Raw genomic sequence first — 16,374 nt, forward strand, 5'->3', positions numbered from 1 at the left:
ACAGGCGAACCAGGCGGAAGCCGGTAAGTCGGGCGTGCCGGAGAATATCTGACTCGGCATCAGGTGTCGCATATCCCCGGGCCTTGCCGCGAAGGCAAGAATCGTGGGCCCCGATCTTTTCGACTCGAAGTCGTGTCGAGGGGAGCGAGAACAAACGCTTAAGGCATCAGTCAGCATCGGACAGGAGATCACCATGAAGGCGACAGTGATCACGATCATCTCGGCCCTCGCCCTGTTGGGCGCGACAGCGGCCTCCGCGCAAACGGGGCGCGGCGGTGCCGGCGGCTACGGCGGCGAAGGCTATTACGGCGGCCGTGGCGGCGGCGGCGGCGCCGGCGGGATGGGATACAAGGGTTACGGCGGCGGCGGCGGTGACGGCGGGTCGGGCGGCTACGGCGGTCGCGGCGGCGGCGGCGGTCGCGGCGGTGCCGGCGTCTACGGCGGCTACGGCGGCGGCGGCGGCGGCGGCGGGTCCGCGGTCGGCTACGGCTCCAGGGGCGGTCGCGGCGGCAGTGGCGGCGAAGGCTATTACGGCGGCACGGGCGGCTCGGGCGGCGGCGGCGGCTCTGCGGTGAATGGCGGTCGCGGCGGCGCCGGCGGCGGCGGCGGGGCCGGCAGCTACGGTGGCGTGGGCGGCTCCGGCGGTCGCGGCGGCAGCGCCTTCTGAGCGAGATGGGGCCGGGGCGTCGCGAGACGCTCCCGGCCCTTCGCAGTGCCTCGAGAAACGGCCTTCCGACCGCTCCGGCCCTGAGCGGGACGCACGACGGGATCGTTGCGATTGACGCCCGGACGTGAACCGGGACACCGATCCTCCACCGAGGTCCAGACCGATGAAAACGATTCTTATCCCCTCCGTAGCGCTCGGCTTCACGACGCTCGCAGGCCTGTCGGCCTTCGCCTTCCCGGTTCTCGCGCCGGGCGCCGATCCCGCCTTGCGGCTGGCCGGACAGAGCGACGGGGCCGGCCTGCCGGGCCTGCCGGGCGGTCGCGGCGGCAAGTCCGGGCGCGAACTCGCCGCGGAGGATCGCCGGGAGCGGAGCCGCGTCTCCCGCGCGAGCGACGACAATTCCGGTCTGACGGATTACTGCATCACCCTGCTCAAGACCGATGGGCGCGACCGCGGCTCCAGCGATTTCCGCCCGTCCGACTGCATCGAGCTCTTCGTGTCCATCGATGCCGGCCGTCCCGGTCGCCGAGGCGACAGCGGTCGGGGCGACAGCGGCCGGAGGGGCGGCGACGGCCAGGACGGCGCCAGCATCGACGGCGGCCAGGGCGGCCAGGGCGGCCGGGCCGGCGGCGGTCCCGGCGGCGGCCGGGGCGGCGGCGGCGGCGCCGGGGTCGGCGGCGGCCGAGGCGGGGCGGGCGGTGCCGGCGGCGGCGGCTACTGATCCTCCCTGGAACCGCAAAAATGCGACTTCCGCAGCAGCCTGCCCAACCGTCGGCGGGGATGCCGGTACATCGCGCCGTCGCGTCCTCGCGGCTCCTGCCGGACGAGCGAGAGCGGCTCCCGCATCGCCAGCCGTGCGCGCGCCTCAGCCCTTCTCGAACGGGTTCTTCGTCGTCCGCAGCGACAGCCGGATCGGCGTGCCGGGCAGGTCGAAGGCCTCGCGGATGCCGTTGACGAGGTAGCGGGTGTAGGATTTCGGCAGGGCGTCGAGCTGGTTGCCGAACAGGGCGAAGTGCGGCGGGCGGCTCTTCACCTGGGTGCCGTAGCGGATCTTGATGCGCCGGCCCGACACCGCGGGCGGCGGGTTGCGCTGGAGCGCGTCGGTGAGCCACGCGTTGATCCGCGCGGTCGAGACGCGGCGGCTCCACACCTCGGAGGCGTCGACCACCGCCTGCATCAGCCGGTCGATGCCCTCGCCGCCGAGCCCCGACAGCGACACCACCGAGACGCCGCGCACCTGCGGCAGCAGGCGGGTGCAGTCCTCGCGCAGGGTCTTGAGCAGGCCGGGCTGGTCGGCCACGAGGTCCCACTTGTTGAGGCCGATCACGAGGGAGCGCCCCTCGCTCTCGACGAGATCGACGATGGTGAGGTCCTGCTTCTCGAACGGGATGGTGGCGTCCAAGAGCACGACCACCACCTCGGCGAAGCGCACGGCGCGCAGGCCGTCCGAGACCGCGAGCTTCTCGAGCTTGTCGTCGATGCGGGCGCGCCGGCGCATGCCGGCGGTGTCGTGCAGCTTGATCTTGCGGCCGCGCCACTCCCAGTCCAGCGAGATCGAATCGCGGGTGATGCCGGCCTCGGGTCCGACGAGCAGGCGGTCCTCGCCGATCATGCGGTTGATCAGCGTCGACTTGCCGGCGTTGGGGCGGCCGACGATGGCGACGCGCAGGCCCTTGCCGCCCTCGCCTTCTTCCTCGTCCTCCTCGTCGGGTTCGGGCAGCACCTCGCGCAGCGCGTCCTGCAGAGAGCCGAGGCCCTCGCCGTGCTCGGCGGAGAAGGGGATCGGATCGCCCAAGCCCAACGAGAACGCCTCGTAGGCGCCGGCCATCCCGGCCCCGCCCTCGGCCTTGTTGGCGATGAGGATCACCGGGATGCCGGCCCGGCGCACGAGTTCGGCGAAGGGCCGGTCGGCGGGCAGCACGCCGGCGCGGGCGTCGATGACGAACAGCACCGCGTCGGATTCGAGGATCGCGGCCTCGGTCTGCGCCCGCATGCGGCCCAAGAGCGAGTCGGCGTCGGCCTGTTCGAGGCCGGCGGTGTCGATGATGCGGAAGGCGACGTCGCCGATCGAGCCGTCGCCCTCGCGCCGGTCGCGGGTCACGCCGGGGCGGTCGTCCACCAGCGCGAGCTTGCGGCCGACGAGCCGGTTGAACAGGGTCGACTTGCCGACGTTCGGGCGTCCGACGATCGCGACGGTCGGCAGGTCCATGGGAGTCTGTCTTTCGGCGCGGCCGGGGGGACGCGCTGGTCTTCGTGAGGATAGGGCATTCCGGTGCGGGGGAACACGCCCGGAAAGGATGCCTGCCATCGTGAGCGAGAGCGACGCGATCCAGGGCGCGCCCTGTCCGGAGAGGACGCGCCCTGGATCGTCTACGCCTCGCCACGCAATGACGTGCGGTGGATGTCAGCGGGTGATCGGCGGCGGGGGCGCGGCGTTCTCGGGCTTGGCTTCGGTGACCGTGACCGGCCCGCCGGCCACGAGCGCGGCGTAGATCTCGACGCGCTGGCGCAGGCCCTGCGGGGTGTCGGTGTCGCCCGCGATCTGGTCGAACCAGCGGCCGGCGCCGTCCATGTCGCCCTTGCGGAGCGCGGTGAGGCCCAGCATCTCGCGGGCGGTGTGGCGGAAGGTGCCGGTGGGCGTGGCCATGCCCTGAAGCTGCGTCAGCGCGGCGGCCTGATCCGTCCCGTCGAGGCGCAGCAGGGCGGCGCGCAGGCGGGCGAGGTCGCGCAGCGCATCGCCCGCGCCCTTGTCGGCGGCGAGCGCGTCGTAGGCGGCCGCACCCGCGGCGGCGTCGCGCTTGGCCACCTCGGCGGCGTTGCGGAAGCGGGCGAGAAGGGCGTAGCCCGCCGGGCCGTCGGTCTGGATCGCCGCGAAGTCGCGCTCGGCCTCCGCCGTGTTGCCGTCCTTGGCGAGGCGGTTGGCCCGGTCGAACCGCTCGGACGTCGCCTCGGCGCGCACGAGTTCGGCGTGGCGCCAGTAGTTCCAGCCGCCGACGCCGGCGACCAGCAGGATCGCGCCCGCGATGATCAGCGCGTTGTAGCGCTTCCAGATCTGGATGAACCGGTCGCGGCGGTAATCCTCGTCGACCTCGCGGAAGAACTCGTTGTTCTCGGCCATCTCAAATCCGTGCGTCCCTCGCGGGCCGCGCTCGCCTCGCCTGTCGTCGTTCGGCCCGCGCCTAGCACAGGCCCCGGGGTTTGGCGAAATTTTTTGGTCTTTAAGTCCCTGCCTCAAGCGCCGGCAGCCGCGTCCGCGGCTTTGGCTGCTCGCTTGGCTAGACGCCTCGGCACAGCCGAGGCCGCTGCGCGTGGCGCTCTTCGCGCCCGGAATACGGACTCACGCCTGCCCCGGCCAGGCCGCGACGCCGATCAGCAGCGGGTGCAGGTATTTTCCGAACACGAACCACGCCACCACGCCGACCGCCACCGCAATGGCGTCGTTGCGCCAACCGGCGGGCGCCGCCTGCCCGCCGTGCTGCGCGGCCACCTGCCCTGCCGTGAGCGGGCGGCGCTTGGCGCTGATGCGGGCGGCGACCGCCCAGGCCAGGAAGGCGCCGAACAGCAGCATCGAGCCGAGATCGCCGTTGGCCAGGAGATGCGCGGTCGCCCAGATCTTCACGCCGAGCAGCATCGGGTGCTTCAGCCGGGTGCGGATGTGGCCGGGCAGGTAGGTGGCCGCGAAGCTGATGAAGGCGAACAAGGTCAGCAGCACCGCGAGGTGGCGGGTGAAGACCGGCGGCGACCAGACCGGGATCATCCCCTCCTGCCGGTACAGCCCGTAGCCGTAGGCGGTGAGCGCGAGGCCGAGCGCCGAGAGCAGGGTGTAGCCGAGCTTGTACCGCTGCTCGCCCACGCGCCCGATCACCTCGGCGCGCTTCCCCCGCGCCATCGAGAAGGCGTGCGTGCCGAGGAACAGCACGAGGCCGAGGATCAGAACGAGCATGGGGCGGCCTGTGGACGGCGCCTGCGCCGGACGATCCGGACAAGCTTCCTGTAACGGTTCAAAACGCAATCCTGATGGGATGTCCAGGCTGCTCCGCTCCCTCACCGTGCTGCTGGCGGCGTCGTGCGGCCTCGTGCCGCTCGGGGTGAGCGCCGTTGAGCCGCCGCTCTCGGCGCTGACCTTGACGGGCCCCGAACGCCCGATCTTTTCGGCGACCCGCGACGCCTGCGACGGCGCCGACGTGCCCGACGCTCCCGCCCGCGCCTTCCGCGACGCGTCGGGCGGGATCGCGATGTTCGGCCTGCACTACCGCAACCGGGCCCTGCGGGGGCCCGACCTCGACAGCCTCAAGATCGATTGCCGGGTGGTGCTCGATTCAGGCGGCAAAAGCGATCCGGCGCTCTACGACGACCGCTCGTGGATCACCGCCACCTGGACCGAGGACGGCGCCCGCGTCGCGGCTTTGGTCCACCACGAGTTCCAGGCCAACGAGCACGAGGGGCGCTGCCGCTCCAAGGTCTACATCGAGTGCTGGTACAACACGATCACCGCCGCCGCCTCGCTGGACGGCGGCGCCAGCTTCGCGCGGAAGAACCCGCCCGCGGTGGTGGCGGGGGCGCCGTTCCGGCAGGAGGAGGAGCAGGGCCGGCATCGGGGCTTCTTCAATCCCTCCAACATCGTCGGCGACGGGCGCTGGCGCTACTTTTTGGCCTCCACCACCGGCTGGGACCGGCCCGGCAGCGACCAGCCGGCGGGCGTCTGCCTGTTCCGCTCGGACGATCCCGCCGATCCGGCCCGCTGGCGCGCCTGGACCGGCACCGGCTTCACCGCGGCCTTCCCGGACCCGTATCGCAAGGCGGTGAAGCTGGCCGACACCTGCGGCCCGGTCGGGCCGTTCCCCGGCCCGGTCGGGGCGCTGGTGCGCCAGCGCGGCACGGGGGCGTGGATCGCGGTGTTCATGGCGGCCAAGGGCGGCGTGTTTGCCGAATCCGGCTTCTACTGGACGACGTCCCGCGATCTCCTGACCTGGGACGTGCCCCGCCTGCTCATGGCCGGCGCCACGCTCTACGACGACCCGTGCAAGGTGGGCGGCAAGGCGGGTCCGCGCCTCATCGCCTACCCGTCGCTGCTCGACCCCGACGCCAAGGGCCGCAACTTCGACGATGTCGGCGAGCGGGCGCTGCTCACCTACGCGACGCTGAAGGTGGAGGGCTGCACGATCACCTCGGATCGCGACCTCGTGCGCCGGCCCGTCGCCATCAAGGTCTGGCCCTGACGGAGCCGGCGCCTACCTCGCGGGCGAACTCGGAGCCCGCGATGACCCGCCACTGCCTGCCCTGGACCGATCTGCCGGAGACGCGGAGCGCCTCGGGCGTGGCCAAGCGCAGTCTGGAGGGGCAAGGGGCGAACAAAGGCGCGAGCCTCGTGCGGGTCGAAGTTCCCGCCGGGACGGAAGCGCCGCGTCACAGCCACGATCACGCGCAGTTCGTGCAGGTGATCGAAGGTTCGGGCATGCTGGAGACCGAACAGGGCTGGGTGGCCTTCGCGGCGGGCAGTCTGTTCCACTTCCCTGCCGGCACGTGGCATGCCGCTTCGTTCGAGACCGAGACGGTGCTGGTCGAGACCAACCTGCCCCCTGCTTCCGTGCCGTGAGCCGACGCGGCGGCGTCGCTCCGGCTTACGGAGCGGTGACGGGATCGCCGCTTGCCTCGGACGCATCCGCCCGGATCAGCCGGATGTCGACCTCGCGGTCGACGTAGCGCCATTCGGGCGTGTCTCGAAGCCGCGCGACCATGGTCTCGAAGGCGTCCGCGTGCTCGGGGGCGTACTCGAACCAGGTCAGGAAATCGAAGGGCTCGCCGAGTTCGCGGGAATGGTGCAGGCGTCGCGCCACGCCGGGCAGGGTGTCGAGCCCGATCCGGATATGGCGGGACTGCTCCTCGAAGATCACTCGGCGCTCGTCCTGAGCCAGACTCCACCACGTGTCGGTCTTGCGGATCGGGATCAGCGCCGCGCGGGACGCCGTGGGCCGACCCAGGCCCTCCTGCCGGCTCGCCAGGGTCCGCACCTCGGTGCGCGTCGCGTATCGGGTGTTGCTGGTCGTGCCGCGCAGGCTCCAGAGGGTGCCGGGCTCCGCGGCGCCCGAGCCGTCCGTCACGGCGAGACGTTCGGCCGGGGCGAGGCTTTCCCCGATCACCGGCGCGATCCGGTCGATCCGCCAAGCTCCCGTGGCGCCGGCCCGGAAGGCGATCTGCAACGGTGACGGCACGCACAGTCTCCCGCTCGGCCCACCGCCGATCAGGAAAACGATTTAGCATGATCCGTGCCCGGCGGTCGCCCGGGCCGATCCCCGGTCGAGCGTCCCCCAGGACGCGGGCTCAAGCGATCCCCAGCGCCGCCTTCTCTTCCAGATAGGCCGCCCGCACCGTCTCCTTGTCGTAGGCGCGCTCCAGGCGGCGCACCGTGAAGTGGGCGCGCGCCATGCCCTGGAAATGGTCCATGAAGGCGGTGTTGACCGCAGCCCCCCCGAGCGCCCCGATGATCGGCACGGCCTGGGCCGCGACCTTCTGCGAGACCACGATCCCGAAGCGCGAGGCGATCTGCGCGGTCAATCGCACCAGGGGCGGCGCGCCCGCGTCGAGCAGCGAGCGGTGGGCGGCGTAGCGGGTCGCCTCCGACATGGTCTTGGCGAGCGCCGCGCGGACGGCGAAGTAGCCGCTCTCGGAGAGCGTCGTCTCGGGCCCGTTGCGCCCGCCGAGCGCGAAGACCTGCACGCAGGCGAGCGCGCCTTCCGGGTCGCTCAGATCCTCGCCCTCCTCGCGGGCGATCTCGGCGATGGAGCGCAGCATGATCGTGGTCGAGAGCGGCAGCTCGATCGCCACGGTGGCCAGCCCGAAGGCGCCGCCGAGCGCGCCGGAGAATGCGGCCAACGCCTTGTGGCGGGTCTCGCTGGAGCCGACGAGGCGGCCGAGTCCGCGCCCCGCCCCCTCCTCGATCCGCTCCACCGCCGAGCCCGCGGGCGCGACCGCCTTGTCCGGCAGGGTGGCGAGCGCAATCCGCAGGGCCGTGCGCATCGCGGCCTCGGTCGAGCGGCCGACCGCCTCGGTGACGGGCGCGGGCAGGGCCCGGCCGATCAGGTCGAGCGGCGCCCCGGCGGCGGCCGAGAGCCGGGCCGCGAGCCCCGGCCGCTCCAGCACATCCACCGCCCGGCGAAGCGCCGCGCGGTCGGCGGCGGAGAGCGGCGGCAGGGCGGCGGGCGCGACCGGAACCGGAAGGGTCTCGCCGCTCAGCGCGATCTGGTTCACGTCTTCGATCTCCTCGAACGCGTAGGCAGGAGCAAAACGGAGGCCCCTGTGATGGTTCCAGGACGGTCTGACGACCGCCCTGTTCCTTGCATGCCTCAAACGCCGGCGGCCGCGTCCGCGGCCTTGGCTTCTCGCTCCGCTAGACGCCTTGGCTGGCGCCGAGGCCCGCTCTGCGGGGCGCTCTTCGCGCCCGGAATACGGCAATGAGCACTTTTCACGCCTTGGCCGCCACGGCTTCCTCTTCCGGCACAGGACCGGCCTCCCCCTCCTCCCGCCCCTCGCCGAGGGCCGCCAGCGCGATGCAGAGCAGCGCCACCGGAATGCCGATCAGCGCCGAGGCGACGAAGAAGGACGGGTAGCCGAGCCCGTCCACCATGTAGCCGGAGAAGCCGCCGATGAATTTTCCGGGCAGCGCGTAGAGCGAGGAGAGCAGCGCGTACTGCGTCGCCACGAAGGCCGGCGAGGTCAGCCCCGACATGTAGGCGATCAGCGCCGTGCCGGCGAAGGCGCCGGAAAAGTTGTCGATCGAGATGCTGGCGATGAAGATCTCGGTGTCGTGGCCGCTGACGGCGAGCCACGCGAACATCAGGTTCGAGCCCGCCGCGACGATGCCGCCGAACAGAAGCGAGGCCTGGATGCCGAAGCGCATCACCGCCCAGCCCCCGGCGAGCGCCCCGACGAGGCCGATGATCACGCCGTAGACCTTGGTGACGTTGGCGATCTCGACCAGCGAGAAGCCCTGCTCGATGTAGAACGGCTGGGCCATCACCCCGGAGATGATGTCGGGCAGGCGGTAGAGCATGATCAGCGACAGGATCAGGATCAGCCGCGGACCCTTCCGCCGGATCAGGTCGCCGAACGGCTCGACCACGGCGACCCGCAGGGTCTCGGCGACCCCGCGCGGCTCCGCGCTTGCGTCCGCCGGGTCCTGACGCGGGGCGAACAGGCACCCGGCGATGCCGACGAGCATCAAGAGCGCCATGGCCTCGTAGGCCATCTGCCAGCCGTACCCTTGCGCGATGTAGAGGGCGCCGGCGCCGGCGAAGGCGCGGGCGATGGCGTAGCCGAGCTGGTAGCTGCCGAGCATCAGCCCCTGGCGCTCGGTCGGGGCCGCATCGATGCGCCAGCCGTCGACGACGATGTCCTGCGTCGCCGAGGCGAAGGCGGTCACGAGCGCGCAGACGACGATGTAGAACAGGTCGTCCGAGGGCGCGCCGAAGCTCATGGCGACGAGGCCGCCCGCCACCGCGACCTGCGACAGCAGCATCCACGAGCGCCGCCGCCCGAGGAGCCGCGACAGCAGCGGCAGGTCGAGCCGGTCGATCACCGGGGCCCAGACGAACTTCAGCGAGTAGGCGAAGGAGACGTAGGACAGGAGCCCGATGCTGGTGCGCTGGATGCCCGCGGTGGCGAGCCACGCCGACAGCGTCGAGAACACCAGCAGGATCGGCAGGCCGCAGCCGAAGCCGAGCGCCAGCATCAGGAGCAGGCGCGGGTCCTCCAGCACGTCGCGGGGCCGCAAGCCCCTCCGGCCCTTCGCTGCCGCCATCGCCCGCCCTCTTCAAGGTTCCGAGGCCCTACTGCGCAGAAATCGCGGCAGCCTCGGGGCCGCCGGCCACAGCCCGATGGCCTGCGCCCCTTGCGGTGTCCTCGCGACTTTGGAACTCTCGGCCCCTCCTAGGCGTAAGCCGGGATTGACGGAAGCGAGAACTCCGCCGCGGAACGGGAACGGCACGGGCTCGTCGCAGCCGCGGGTCGACGGTTCCGGGCGGGGTCCCCGTCCCTTGGGGTCGCGTGCCGCGCGTGGGGCGGTGCGCCTGCGTTGGCGTGAGGATGACGGGCTTTTCGACAGAGGCGACGGTGTTTCCGCCCGGTTTCACCGTCGACGTCTTCGCGGCCGCCTTCGAGGCGAGCCCGACGCCGATGGTCGTGACCGACCCGCGCCGGGCCGACAACCCGATCGTGTGGGTCAACGGCGCCTTCCTGGCGCTGACGGGCTATGCCCGCGAGGAACTCTACGGCCACAATTGCCGCCGGCTCCAGGGCCCGCTCACCGACCGGGCGACGCTCGACGGCCTGCGGCAGGCGATCGTGCAGGGCCGCGCGTTCGAGTGTGAGTTGCTGAACTACCGCAAGGACGGAACGCCGTTCTGGAACGGCATGACGGTGAGCCCGGTGCGGGATGCCGAGGGCGCGATCCTCTACTTCTTCTCGGCCCAGGCCGACATGACCCACACGCACCGCCTGGAGGCCGCCATGCGCGACGCCTACGGTGCGCTGGAGCGGGAGGTGGGCGAGCGCACCGCCGACCTGCGCTTCGCCCTGGAGCAGAAGACGGCGCTGCTCCACGAGGTCGATCACCGGGTCAAGAACAACCTTCAGGTGATCTCCTCGCTGATGCTGCTCAAGGCCCGCCGCACGCCGCCGGGCGAGGCCCGCGACGCGCTCCAGGCGATGGCCGACCGCATCGGCGCGCTCTCGACCGCCCACCGCATGCTCTACTCGGAGGGCGACGTCGCCCGCTTCGATTTCCGCGAGTTCGCCGACGACCTGATCGCCGACCTCGCCGCCGGGTACGGGCCGGGCACCGCGCGGGTCGAGACCGAGGTGGAGGCGCTGGCGCTGCCTGCCGCCATGGCGGCGCCGCTCGCCCTGATGCTGCACGAACTCGCCGGCAACGCGCTGCGCCACGCCTTCCCCGGCGCGCAAGCCGGCCGGGTGCGGGTGAGCGCGCGGCGCGCGTCCGAGACCATCAAAACCGAAATCTTGGAGCTCGTCGTCGAGGACGACGGGATCGGCCTGTCGGCGGGACAACCGAACCCGGCGGGGTTCGGGCGGATGCTGGTCGAGATGGTGGTGCGGCAGTTGCGCGGCACGATCGCATGGTCGGACGCAGCGCCGGGCACCCGCGTCGCGATCCGCGTGCCGCTGACGGCCGAGGGCGCGCCGTGACCGGTCGTTTCGCGGAAAGTCAGAGGGACATCGGGATGCCCCAGGTAAGGCCCGACGCCGGCCCCGCACCGGGCGAGGCCCTGCGCATCCTCGTGGTCGAGGACGAGGTGCTGATCGCCCTCGAACTCGAATGCCTGTTGGAAGACCTCGGCCACGTCAGCGTCGGCGTGGCTTCGGCCTCCGCGGAAGCCATCGCCCTCGGCCGGAGCACCGCGCCGGACGTGGCGCTCGTGGACATCCACCTGACCGACGGCCCGACCGGAATCGAGGTCGCCCGTGCGCTCAGCGCCGACCCGCGCACCACGGTTGTGTTCATGACGGCCAACGCCAAGCGCATCCCGCCGGACTTCGCCGGCGCCGTGGGCGTGATCGCCAAGCCCTATTCGGAGCGCACGGTGGCGAGCGCGCTGGACTACGTCGCCCGCTGCCGCTCCGGGCAGGGGGGCGGCGCGATGCCGTCAGGGGAGACGCTCGACGGCTTCCGCCTCGCGCCGGGCGCCGCCGGGTAGGGCCGAGGACGGGTTGCGGCGCGCAGGCGTCTCGGCCGGGCGGATCGCCTGCGCGAAGGTGAACAGCATCCCCGGATCGACCGCCCGCTTCACCTCGGCCAGCCGGGCGAGGTTCTCGCCGTAATAGGCGCCCTGCCAGTCGGCGAGCGACGGATCGGAAAAGTTCTGGAAGGCGCCGACCGCACCGGTGCGGCGGTTGACGTCGTCGGTGAAGCGCTGCTGCCAGTCGAGCGCCTGCGTGACCTGCAGGGTGGAATCGGTCGGGCTCCACCAATTGGCCTCGACGGTGAACAGCCAGTCGGCACCGCGGTGGACATAGGCCGTCTCGGTGCGGCCGACGCGGTCGATGGCGCCGCCCACCTGAAAGAACTTGAAGCTCACCGGCATGGAGGTGGCCGGCATCCTGCCCGCCCAGTCGAACATCGCCGCGATGGCCTCGTCGTCGATCGACGCGGCCCGCATGTAGCTCGACTTCTCCTGATAGTAGTACGGGAACGTCGTCTCGGTCAGAAAGTCCTGACCCTGCCAGTACGGCACGTCCGCCTTGATCTGCGACTGATCCTGATCGCGCAGCTCCCAGGTGGACTTGAAGATGTCCTTCAGGGACGTGTCCGAGCCGTGGAGCTGGCCGAGGATCGACAGGGTGAGCGGCGCCCGATCGCAGCCCTCCTGCCGGCTCGGGATGGTGACGGCGATCTTGGAGCCGAAATCGTCGGGGGCGCTCGCGAGCTCGGTCAGCAGGAGCTTCAGGACCTTCGGCAGGTCCCTGGTCCAGGTCAGGTTGAACACCGTCACCGCATCGACGGGCCGAGTCTCCAGGGTGAAGGCGGTGTTGATGCCGAAATTCCCGCCGCCGCCGCCGCGGCAGGCCCAGTAGAGCGAGGCGTCGGTCCCGGCATCCGCCCTCACGAGGTGGCCGTCGGCGGTGACGAGTTCGGTCGCGCGCATGAGGTCGGCGCCGACGCCGAACTTGCGCATGTTGAAGCCGATGCCGCCGCCGAGCAGGAAGCCCGCGGCCCCGACCGTGTCGCAGCGGCCGTGGGTGATGGTGCGGCCCATCCGCTCCATCTGCTTGTAGGCCAGCAGGTTCAGCGTGCCGCCCTGCACCGTGACGAGGCCGTCGCTGCCGGCCACCGGTGTCACGCCCGCCATGCGCGACATGTCGATGAGCAATCCGGGCGTGGTCGAGAAGCCTGCATAGTTGTGCCCGCCGGAGCGGACGGCGAAGGGCATGTTCTGCCGCTTCACCCAGGCGATGCAGGCCTGGACGTCCCGTGCGCTGGCGCAGCGGGCGATGCAGGCCGGCAGGGTCGCGCCGTAGCGCAGGTTGTTCGGGCGACAGATGTCGGCGAAGAACGGGTCCTCCGGCCGCAGCACGCCGCCCTTCACCGCCCGCGCGAGATCGCTCCAAGCCGAGGGCGGCGGGCACGCGCCCGCCTCGAACGCGAGCGCCGAGCCCGGCATGAGCTTGGCCGCCGCAGCGAACCCGCCGAGGCCGACGAGGAAATTCCGGCGAGACGACCGCAGTTCGCGTGCCATGGCCCCGTGCATCCTGTGCTTGTCAGGCGCAGCTTTGGCCGAGGATTCCTCACGGGCGGTTAACGGTTGCGTACAGAGCCGAGCCGACGCCCCTACCGCGCCCGCTCCGCCTTCAGCCGGTACAGCGCGTCGAGCGCCTCCCGCGGCGTCAGGCTGTCGGGGTCGATCGTGTCGAGCAGTTCGCCCAGCGTATCGTCGGGCGCAGGCGCGACGGGCTCCGGCGGGGGTGGGGTGATCTCGGTGAGGCTGGCAAACAGCGGCAGGTCGTCGATGCGGGCCCGCGAGGGGCGCTCGCGCTCGGACGATTCGAGCCCCTTGAGGATGGTGCCGGCCCGCGCCACCACGCTCGCCGGCAGGCCGGCGAGGCGGGCGACCTGCAAGCCGTAGGAGCGCTCGGCCACGCCCGGCACGACCTCGTGCAGGAACACCACGTCGCCGCGGTGCTCGGCGACCTTCAGGGTGGCGTTGTCGAGGCGCGGCAGGCGCTTGGCGAGCGCGGTCAGCTCGTGGAAATGGGTGGCGAACAGCGCCCGGCAGCCGTTCCTCTCGTGCAGGTGCTCCAGGCAGGCCCAGGCGATGGAGAGCCCGTCGAAGGTCGCGGTGCCGCGCCCGATCTCGTCGAGGACGACGAGGGAACGGCGCGTCGCCTGATTCAGGATCGCGGCGGTCTCGACCATCTCGACCATGAAGGTCGAATGCCCCCGCGCGAGGTCGTCGGCCGCGCCGACGCGGGAGAACAGGCGATCGACCACGCCGAGATGAGCGGCGCGGGCCGGCACGAAGGCGCCCATCTGGGCGAGCACGGCGACCAGCGCGTTCTGGCGCAGGAAGGTCGACTTGCCGCCCATGTTCGGGCCGGTGACGAGGCGGATGCGTCCCGCCTCGTTCCCCGAGAGGTCGCAGGCATTGGCGATGAAGGCCTCGCCCGCCTTGCGGAGCGCCGCCTCCACCACCGGATGGCGCCCGCCCTCAACGGCGAAGGCGAGGCTGTCGTCGAGGCGGGGCCGGGTCCAGTCGAGTTCCACCGCGAGTTCGGCGTGGCTTGCCGCCACGTCGAGCGCCGAGAGCGCGTCGGCGATGTCGGCGATGGTGTCCGCCTGCGCCATCACCCGCTGGCTCAAGGCGTCGAAGACTTGCGCTTCCAGCGCCAGCACCCGGTCGGAAGCGCCCGCGATCTTCGATTCCAGCTCGCCCAACTCGACGCTGGTGAAGCGCATGGCATCGACCATGGTCTGGCGATGCACGAACTCTTTCATGAGCCCCTTGAGGCAGGACTCGCCCACCGCCTGCGGCACCTCGATGTAGTAGCCGAGCACGTTGTTGTGCTTGATCCGGAGCGTGCGGCAGCCGGTGGCCTCGGCATAGCGCGCCTGCAAAGCCGCGACGACCTTTCGGGAATCCTGGCCGAGCAGGCGGGCCTCGTCGATCTCGGCATGGTAGCCGGCGCGCACGAAGTTGCCGTCGCGGCGGTTGAGCGGCAGGTCGTCGGCGAGTGCCGCGCCGAGTTCGGCGGCCAACGCCCGGTCGGCGGCGTCGAGGCGGCGCACGAGGTGGGCGATGCCCTCGGGCAGGTCGGCACCGGAAAGCCCCTCGGCGATGGCGAGCGCCGCGTCCAATCCGCCGCGGAGCGCGGCGAGGTCGCGCGGACCGGCGCGGCCGAGGCCGAGGCGCGACAGGGCGCGGGCGAGGTCGGGCGCGGCCTTGAGCGCGTCGCGCAGGTGGGCACGCAGCGAGCCGTCCTGCACGAGGAAGTTCACCGCATCGTGCCGCCGCCCGATCTTCTTCAGGTCGGTCAGCGGGCCGGCGAGGTGTTCGGCGAGCAGCCGCGCGCCGCCCGCCGACACCGTGCGGTCGATGGCATCCAGCAGGCTGCCCTTGCGCTCGCCGGACAGCGTGCGGGTGAGTTCGAGATTGGCCCGCGTCGCCGCGTCGATGGCGAGCGTGGCGCCCGAGGCCTCGCGGGAGGGGGCCGAGAGCGGCACCTTGGCGCCGAACTGCGTGCGCTCGATGTAGAGGAGTGCCGCGCCCGCCGCCGCGATTTCGGCGCGGCTGAATGAGCCGAAGCCGTCGAGCGTCTTGACGCCGAACTGCTCGCGGATGCGCCGCTCCGCCGAGGCCGGCTCCAGTTCGGCCGCCGCCAGCGGCACCACCGCGGCGGACGTGTCGCGCCAGAGCCGGGCGAGAGCCGGGTCGGCGTGGATCGCCTCCGACAGCACGATCTCCCGCGGCTCGTGCCGGGCGATGGAAGCGGCCAGCTCCGTGCCGTCCACTTCGCTCAATGAAAACCGCCCTGTCGAGATGTCGATGGCGGCAAGGCCGTAGGCTTCGCGGCTCTCCGAGACCTTGCGGCGGCCGATAGCGAGCAGCAGGTTGGCGCGGGCCGGATCGAGCAGGCGATCCTCGGTCAGCGTGCCCGGCGTGACGAGGCGGGTCACCTCGCGCCGCACCACGGATTTCGGGCCGCGCTTCTTGGCCTCGGCCGGGTCCTCGGTCTGCTGGCAGACGGCGACGCGGTGGCCGAGCGCGATCAGGCGGTGAAGGTAGTCGTCGGAGCGCTCCACCGGCACGCCGCACATGGGGATGTCGGCGCCGCCATGCTTGCCGCGCTTGGTCAGCACGATGCCGAGCGCGCGCGAGGCGATCTCGGCGTCCTCGAAGAACAGCTCGTAGAAGTCGCCCATCCGGTAGAACAGCAGGCAGTCCGGATTGGCGGCCTTGATCTCGATGTACTGCGCCATCATCGGCGTGGCGCCGGGGATATCGAGAGGCGAGGAGGTCACCGAATCCGCCGGGCTCGCGCGACGTTCGAGGGCAAGGGAACGAGAGACTTGGGGACGGGCTGAACTGGAACGCATGGAGGAGAGGCTAGCAGCCCCGCCCCACCGCGGCACCGGAGACGGAGAGCGAACATCGTGGACAAGTGTGCGCTCTCCCCAGGCGGTGCAAGGCGAGGGCCGTCGCCACGAAAAAGCCCGCCGGGCTCCGGGCCGGGCGGGCTGTCTGGCCTCACCTCGCGGGGATCGTCGCCGATGCGGGCGATGATCCCCAGAACCGCTCAGTAGCGCGGGCCGTTGGTGGTGTTGCCGAGCTGCTGCTGGTAGCCGGAACGCTCCGGGTTGCGGGCGTTCGGGTTGCCGTAGCGCATCGTGTTGTAGCGGCGGGCGCGGCGGTAGGCCTTGGTGGTGCCGTGATGGCGGTGCCAGCCGCGATGGCGGTGGTGACGGCCGCCATGCATCACGGTCTCGATCGTGTCGCCGGCGATCACGCCGGGGGCGGGCATCGCCGGGGCGGCCGAGGCCGTACCGGCGCCGAGGCCGCAGAGCAGCACGCCGGCTGCGAGGGTGAGGGCAATGCGCATAGGTGTCTAGTCCGTCCGTATTTCGGTCCGTGCGCGTTCGGCACGTCGAGCGCTCAATTCGACGTGAGCGCGGCCGTTCCGGCGGCTCGGCCGAAATCCGG

Annotated in this window: 15 protein-coding genes; 6 read left to right on the forward strand and 9 right to left on the reverse strand. The window is 71.7% G+C overall.

Going from position 1 to position 16,374, the window contains the following annotated elements; genetic code table 11:
* The first annotated feature begins 193 nt into the window (after positions 1-193).
* Both HNR00_RS25795 and HNR00_RS11075 read left to right on the forward strand, forming a co-directional pair.
* Positions 194-667: a hypothetical protein gene (locus HNR00_RS25795; RefSeq protein ID WP_183569178.1), complete on the forward strand. Its 474-nt coding sequence runs from the start codon at positions 194-196 to the stop codon at positions 665-667.
* A gap of 163 nt (positions 668-830) precedes the next feature.
* Positions 831-1,388, forward strand: coding sequence for a hypothetical protein (locus HNR00_RS11075; protein ID WP_183569179.1), 558 nt, complete (start codon positions 831-833; stop codon positions 1,386-1,388).
* A gap of 144 nt (positions 1,389-1,532) precedes the next feature.
* Here HNR00_RS11075 and der read toward each other — a convergent pair whose 3' ends face one another.
* The 3 genes from der to HNR00_RS11090 form a co-directional block, all read right to left on the reverse strand.
* On the reverse strand, positions 1,533-2,876 hold the full coding sequence (gene der / locus HNR00_RS11080) for a ribosome biogenesis GTPase Der (protein ID WP_183569181.1): 1,344 nt from the start codon (positions 2,874-2,876) through the stop codon (positions 1,533-1,535).
* A 195-nt stretch (positions 2,877-3,071) separates the two neighbouring features.
* Positions 3,072-3,785: a tetratricopeptide repeat protein gene (locus HNR00_RS11085; RefSeq protein ID WP_183569183.1), complete on the reverse strand. Its 714-nt coding sequence runs from the start codon at positions 3,783-3,785 to the stop codon at positions 3,072-3,074.
* A gap of 219 nt (positions 3,786-4,004) precedes the next feature.
* The gene (locus HNR00_RS11090) at positions 4,005-4,610 is read right to left on the reverse strand and encodes an NnrU family protein (RefSeq protein ID WP_183569185.1); all 606 of its coding nucleotides are present in this window, start codon (positions 4,608-4,610) and stop codon (positions 4,005-4,007) included.
* Positions 4,611-4,689: 79 nt separating this feature from the next.
* Here HNR00_RS11090 and HNR00_RS11095 point away from each other — a divergent pair, with 79 nt between their 5' ends.
* Both HNR00_RS11095 and HNR00_RS11100 read left to right on the forward strand, forming a co-directional pair.
* Positions 4,690-5,886, forward strand: coding sequence for a hypothetical protein (locus HNR00_RS11095; protein ID WP_183569188.1), 1,197 nt, complete (start codon positions 4,690-4,692; stop codon positions 5,884-5,886).
* Between the two features lie 41 nt (positions 5,887-5,927).
* On the forward strand, positions 5,928-6,263 hold the full coding sequence (locus tag HNR00_RS11100) for a cupin domain-containing protein (protein WP_183569190.1): 336 nt from the start codon (positions 5,928-5,930) through the stop codon (positions 6,261-6,263).
* A gap of 25 nt (positions 6,264-6,288) precedes the next feature.
* Here HNR00_RS11100 and HNR00_RS11105 read toward each other — a convergent pair whose 3' ends face one another.
* From HNR00_RS11105 to HNR00_RS11115, 3 genes are all read right to left on the reverse strand, one after another.
* On the reverse strand, positions 6,289-6,879 hold the full coding sequence (locus tag HNR00_RS11105) for a chlorite dismutase family protein (RefSeq protein WP_376770372.1): 591 nt from the start codon (positions 6,877-6,879) through the stop codon (positions 6,289-6,291).
* A gap of 109 nt (positions 6,880-6,988) precedes the next feature.
* Positions 6,989-7,915 (reverse strand): EcsC family protein, encoded by a 927-nt coding sequence (locus HNR00_RS11110; protein WP_183569192.1) that lies wholly within the window; start codon positions 7,913-7,915, stop codon positions 6,989-6,991.
* Positions 7,916-8,129: 214 nt separating this feature from the next.
* Entirely contained in the window at positions 8,130-9,464 is a 1,335-nt protein-coding gene (locus tag HNR00_RS11115; RefSeq protein WP_183569194.1) for an AmpG family muropeptide MFS transporter, read from the reverse strand.
* Between the two features lie 284 nt (positions 9,465-9,748).
* Here HNR00_RS11115 and HNR00_RS11120 point away from each other — a divergent pair, with 284 nt between their 5' ends.
* Positions 9,749-10,867: a histidine kinase dimerization/phosphoacceptor domain -containing protein gene (locus tag HNR00_RS11120; RefSeq protein ID WP_183569196.1), complete on the forward strand. Its 1,119-nt coding sequence runs from the start codon at positions 9,749-9,751 to the stop codon at positions 10,865-10,867.
* 35 nt (positions 10,868-10,902) lie between these two features.
* Complete coding sequence (locus HNR00_RS11125; protein ID WP_183569198.1) at positions 10,903-11,376, forward strand: response regulator; 474 nt, start codon at positions 10,903-10,905, stop codon at positions 11,374-11,376.
* Here HNR00_RS11125 and HNR00_RS11130 read toward each other — a convergent pair.
* The 3 genes from HNR00_RS11130 to HNR00_RS11140 form a co-directional block, all read right to left on the reverse strand.
* Positions 11,326-12,915 carry an FAD-binding oxidoreductase gene (locus HNR00_RS11130; RefSeq protein ID WP_210306418.1) on the reverse strand — a complete coding sequence of 530 codons (1,590 nt, stop codon included), beginning with the start codon at positions 12,913-12,915 and terminating at the stop codon, positions 11,326-11,328. The genes HNR00_RS11125 and HNR00_RS11130 overlap by 51 nt on opposite strands.
* Positions 12,916-13,007: 92 nt before the next feature.
* Positions 13,008-15,770 carry a DNA mismatch repair protein MutS gene (gene mutS / locus HNR00_RS11135; RefSeq protein WP_183569202.1) on the reverse strand — a complete coding sequence of 921 codons (2,763 nt, stop codon included), beginning with the start codon at positions 15,768-15,770 and terminating at the stop codon, positions 13,008-13,010.
* A 200-nt stretch (positions 15,771-15,970) separates the two neighbouring features.
* Positions 15,971-16,273 carry a hypothetical protein gene (locus HNR00_RS11140; protein ID WP_183569204.1) on the reverse strand — a complete coding sequence of 101 codons (303 nt, stop codon included), beginning with the start codon at positions 16,271-16,273 and terminating at the stop codon, positions 15,971-15,973.
* Between the last annotated feature and the right edge of the window lie 101 nt (positions 16,274-16,374).

This window comes from Methylorubrum rhodinum, from assembly GCF_014199935.1.
GTDB lineage: Bacteria > Pseudomonadota > Alphaproteobacteria > Rhizobiales > Beijerinckiaceae > Methylobacterium > Methylobacterium rhodinum.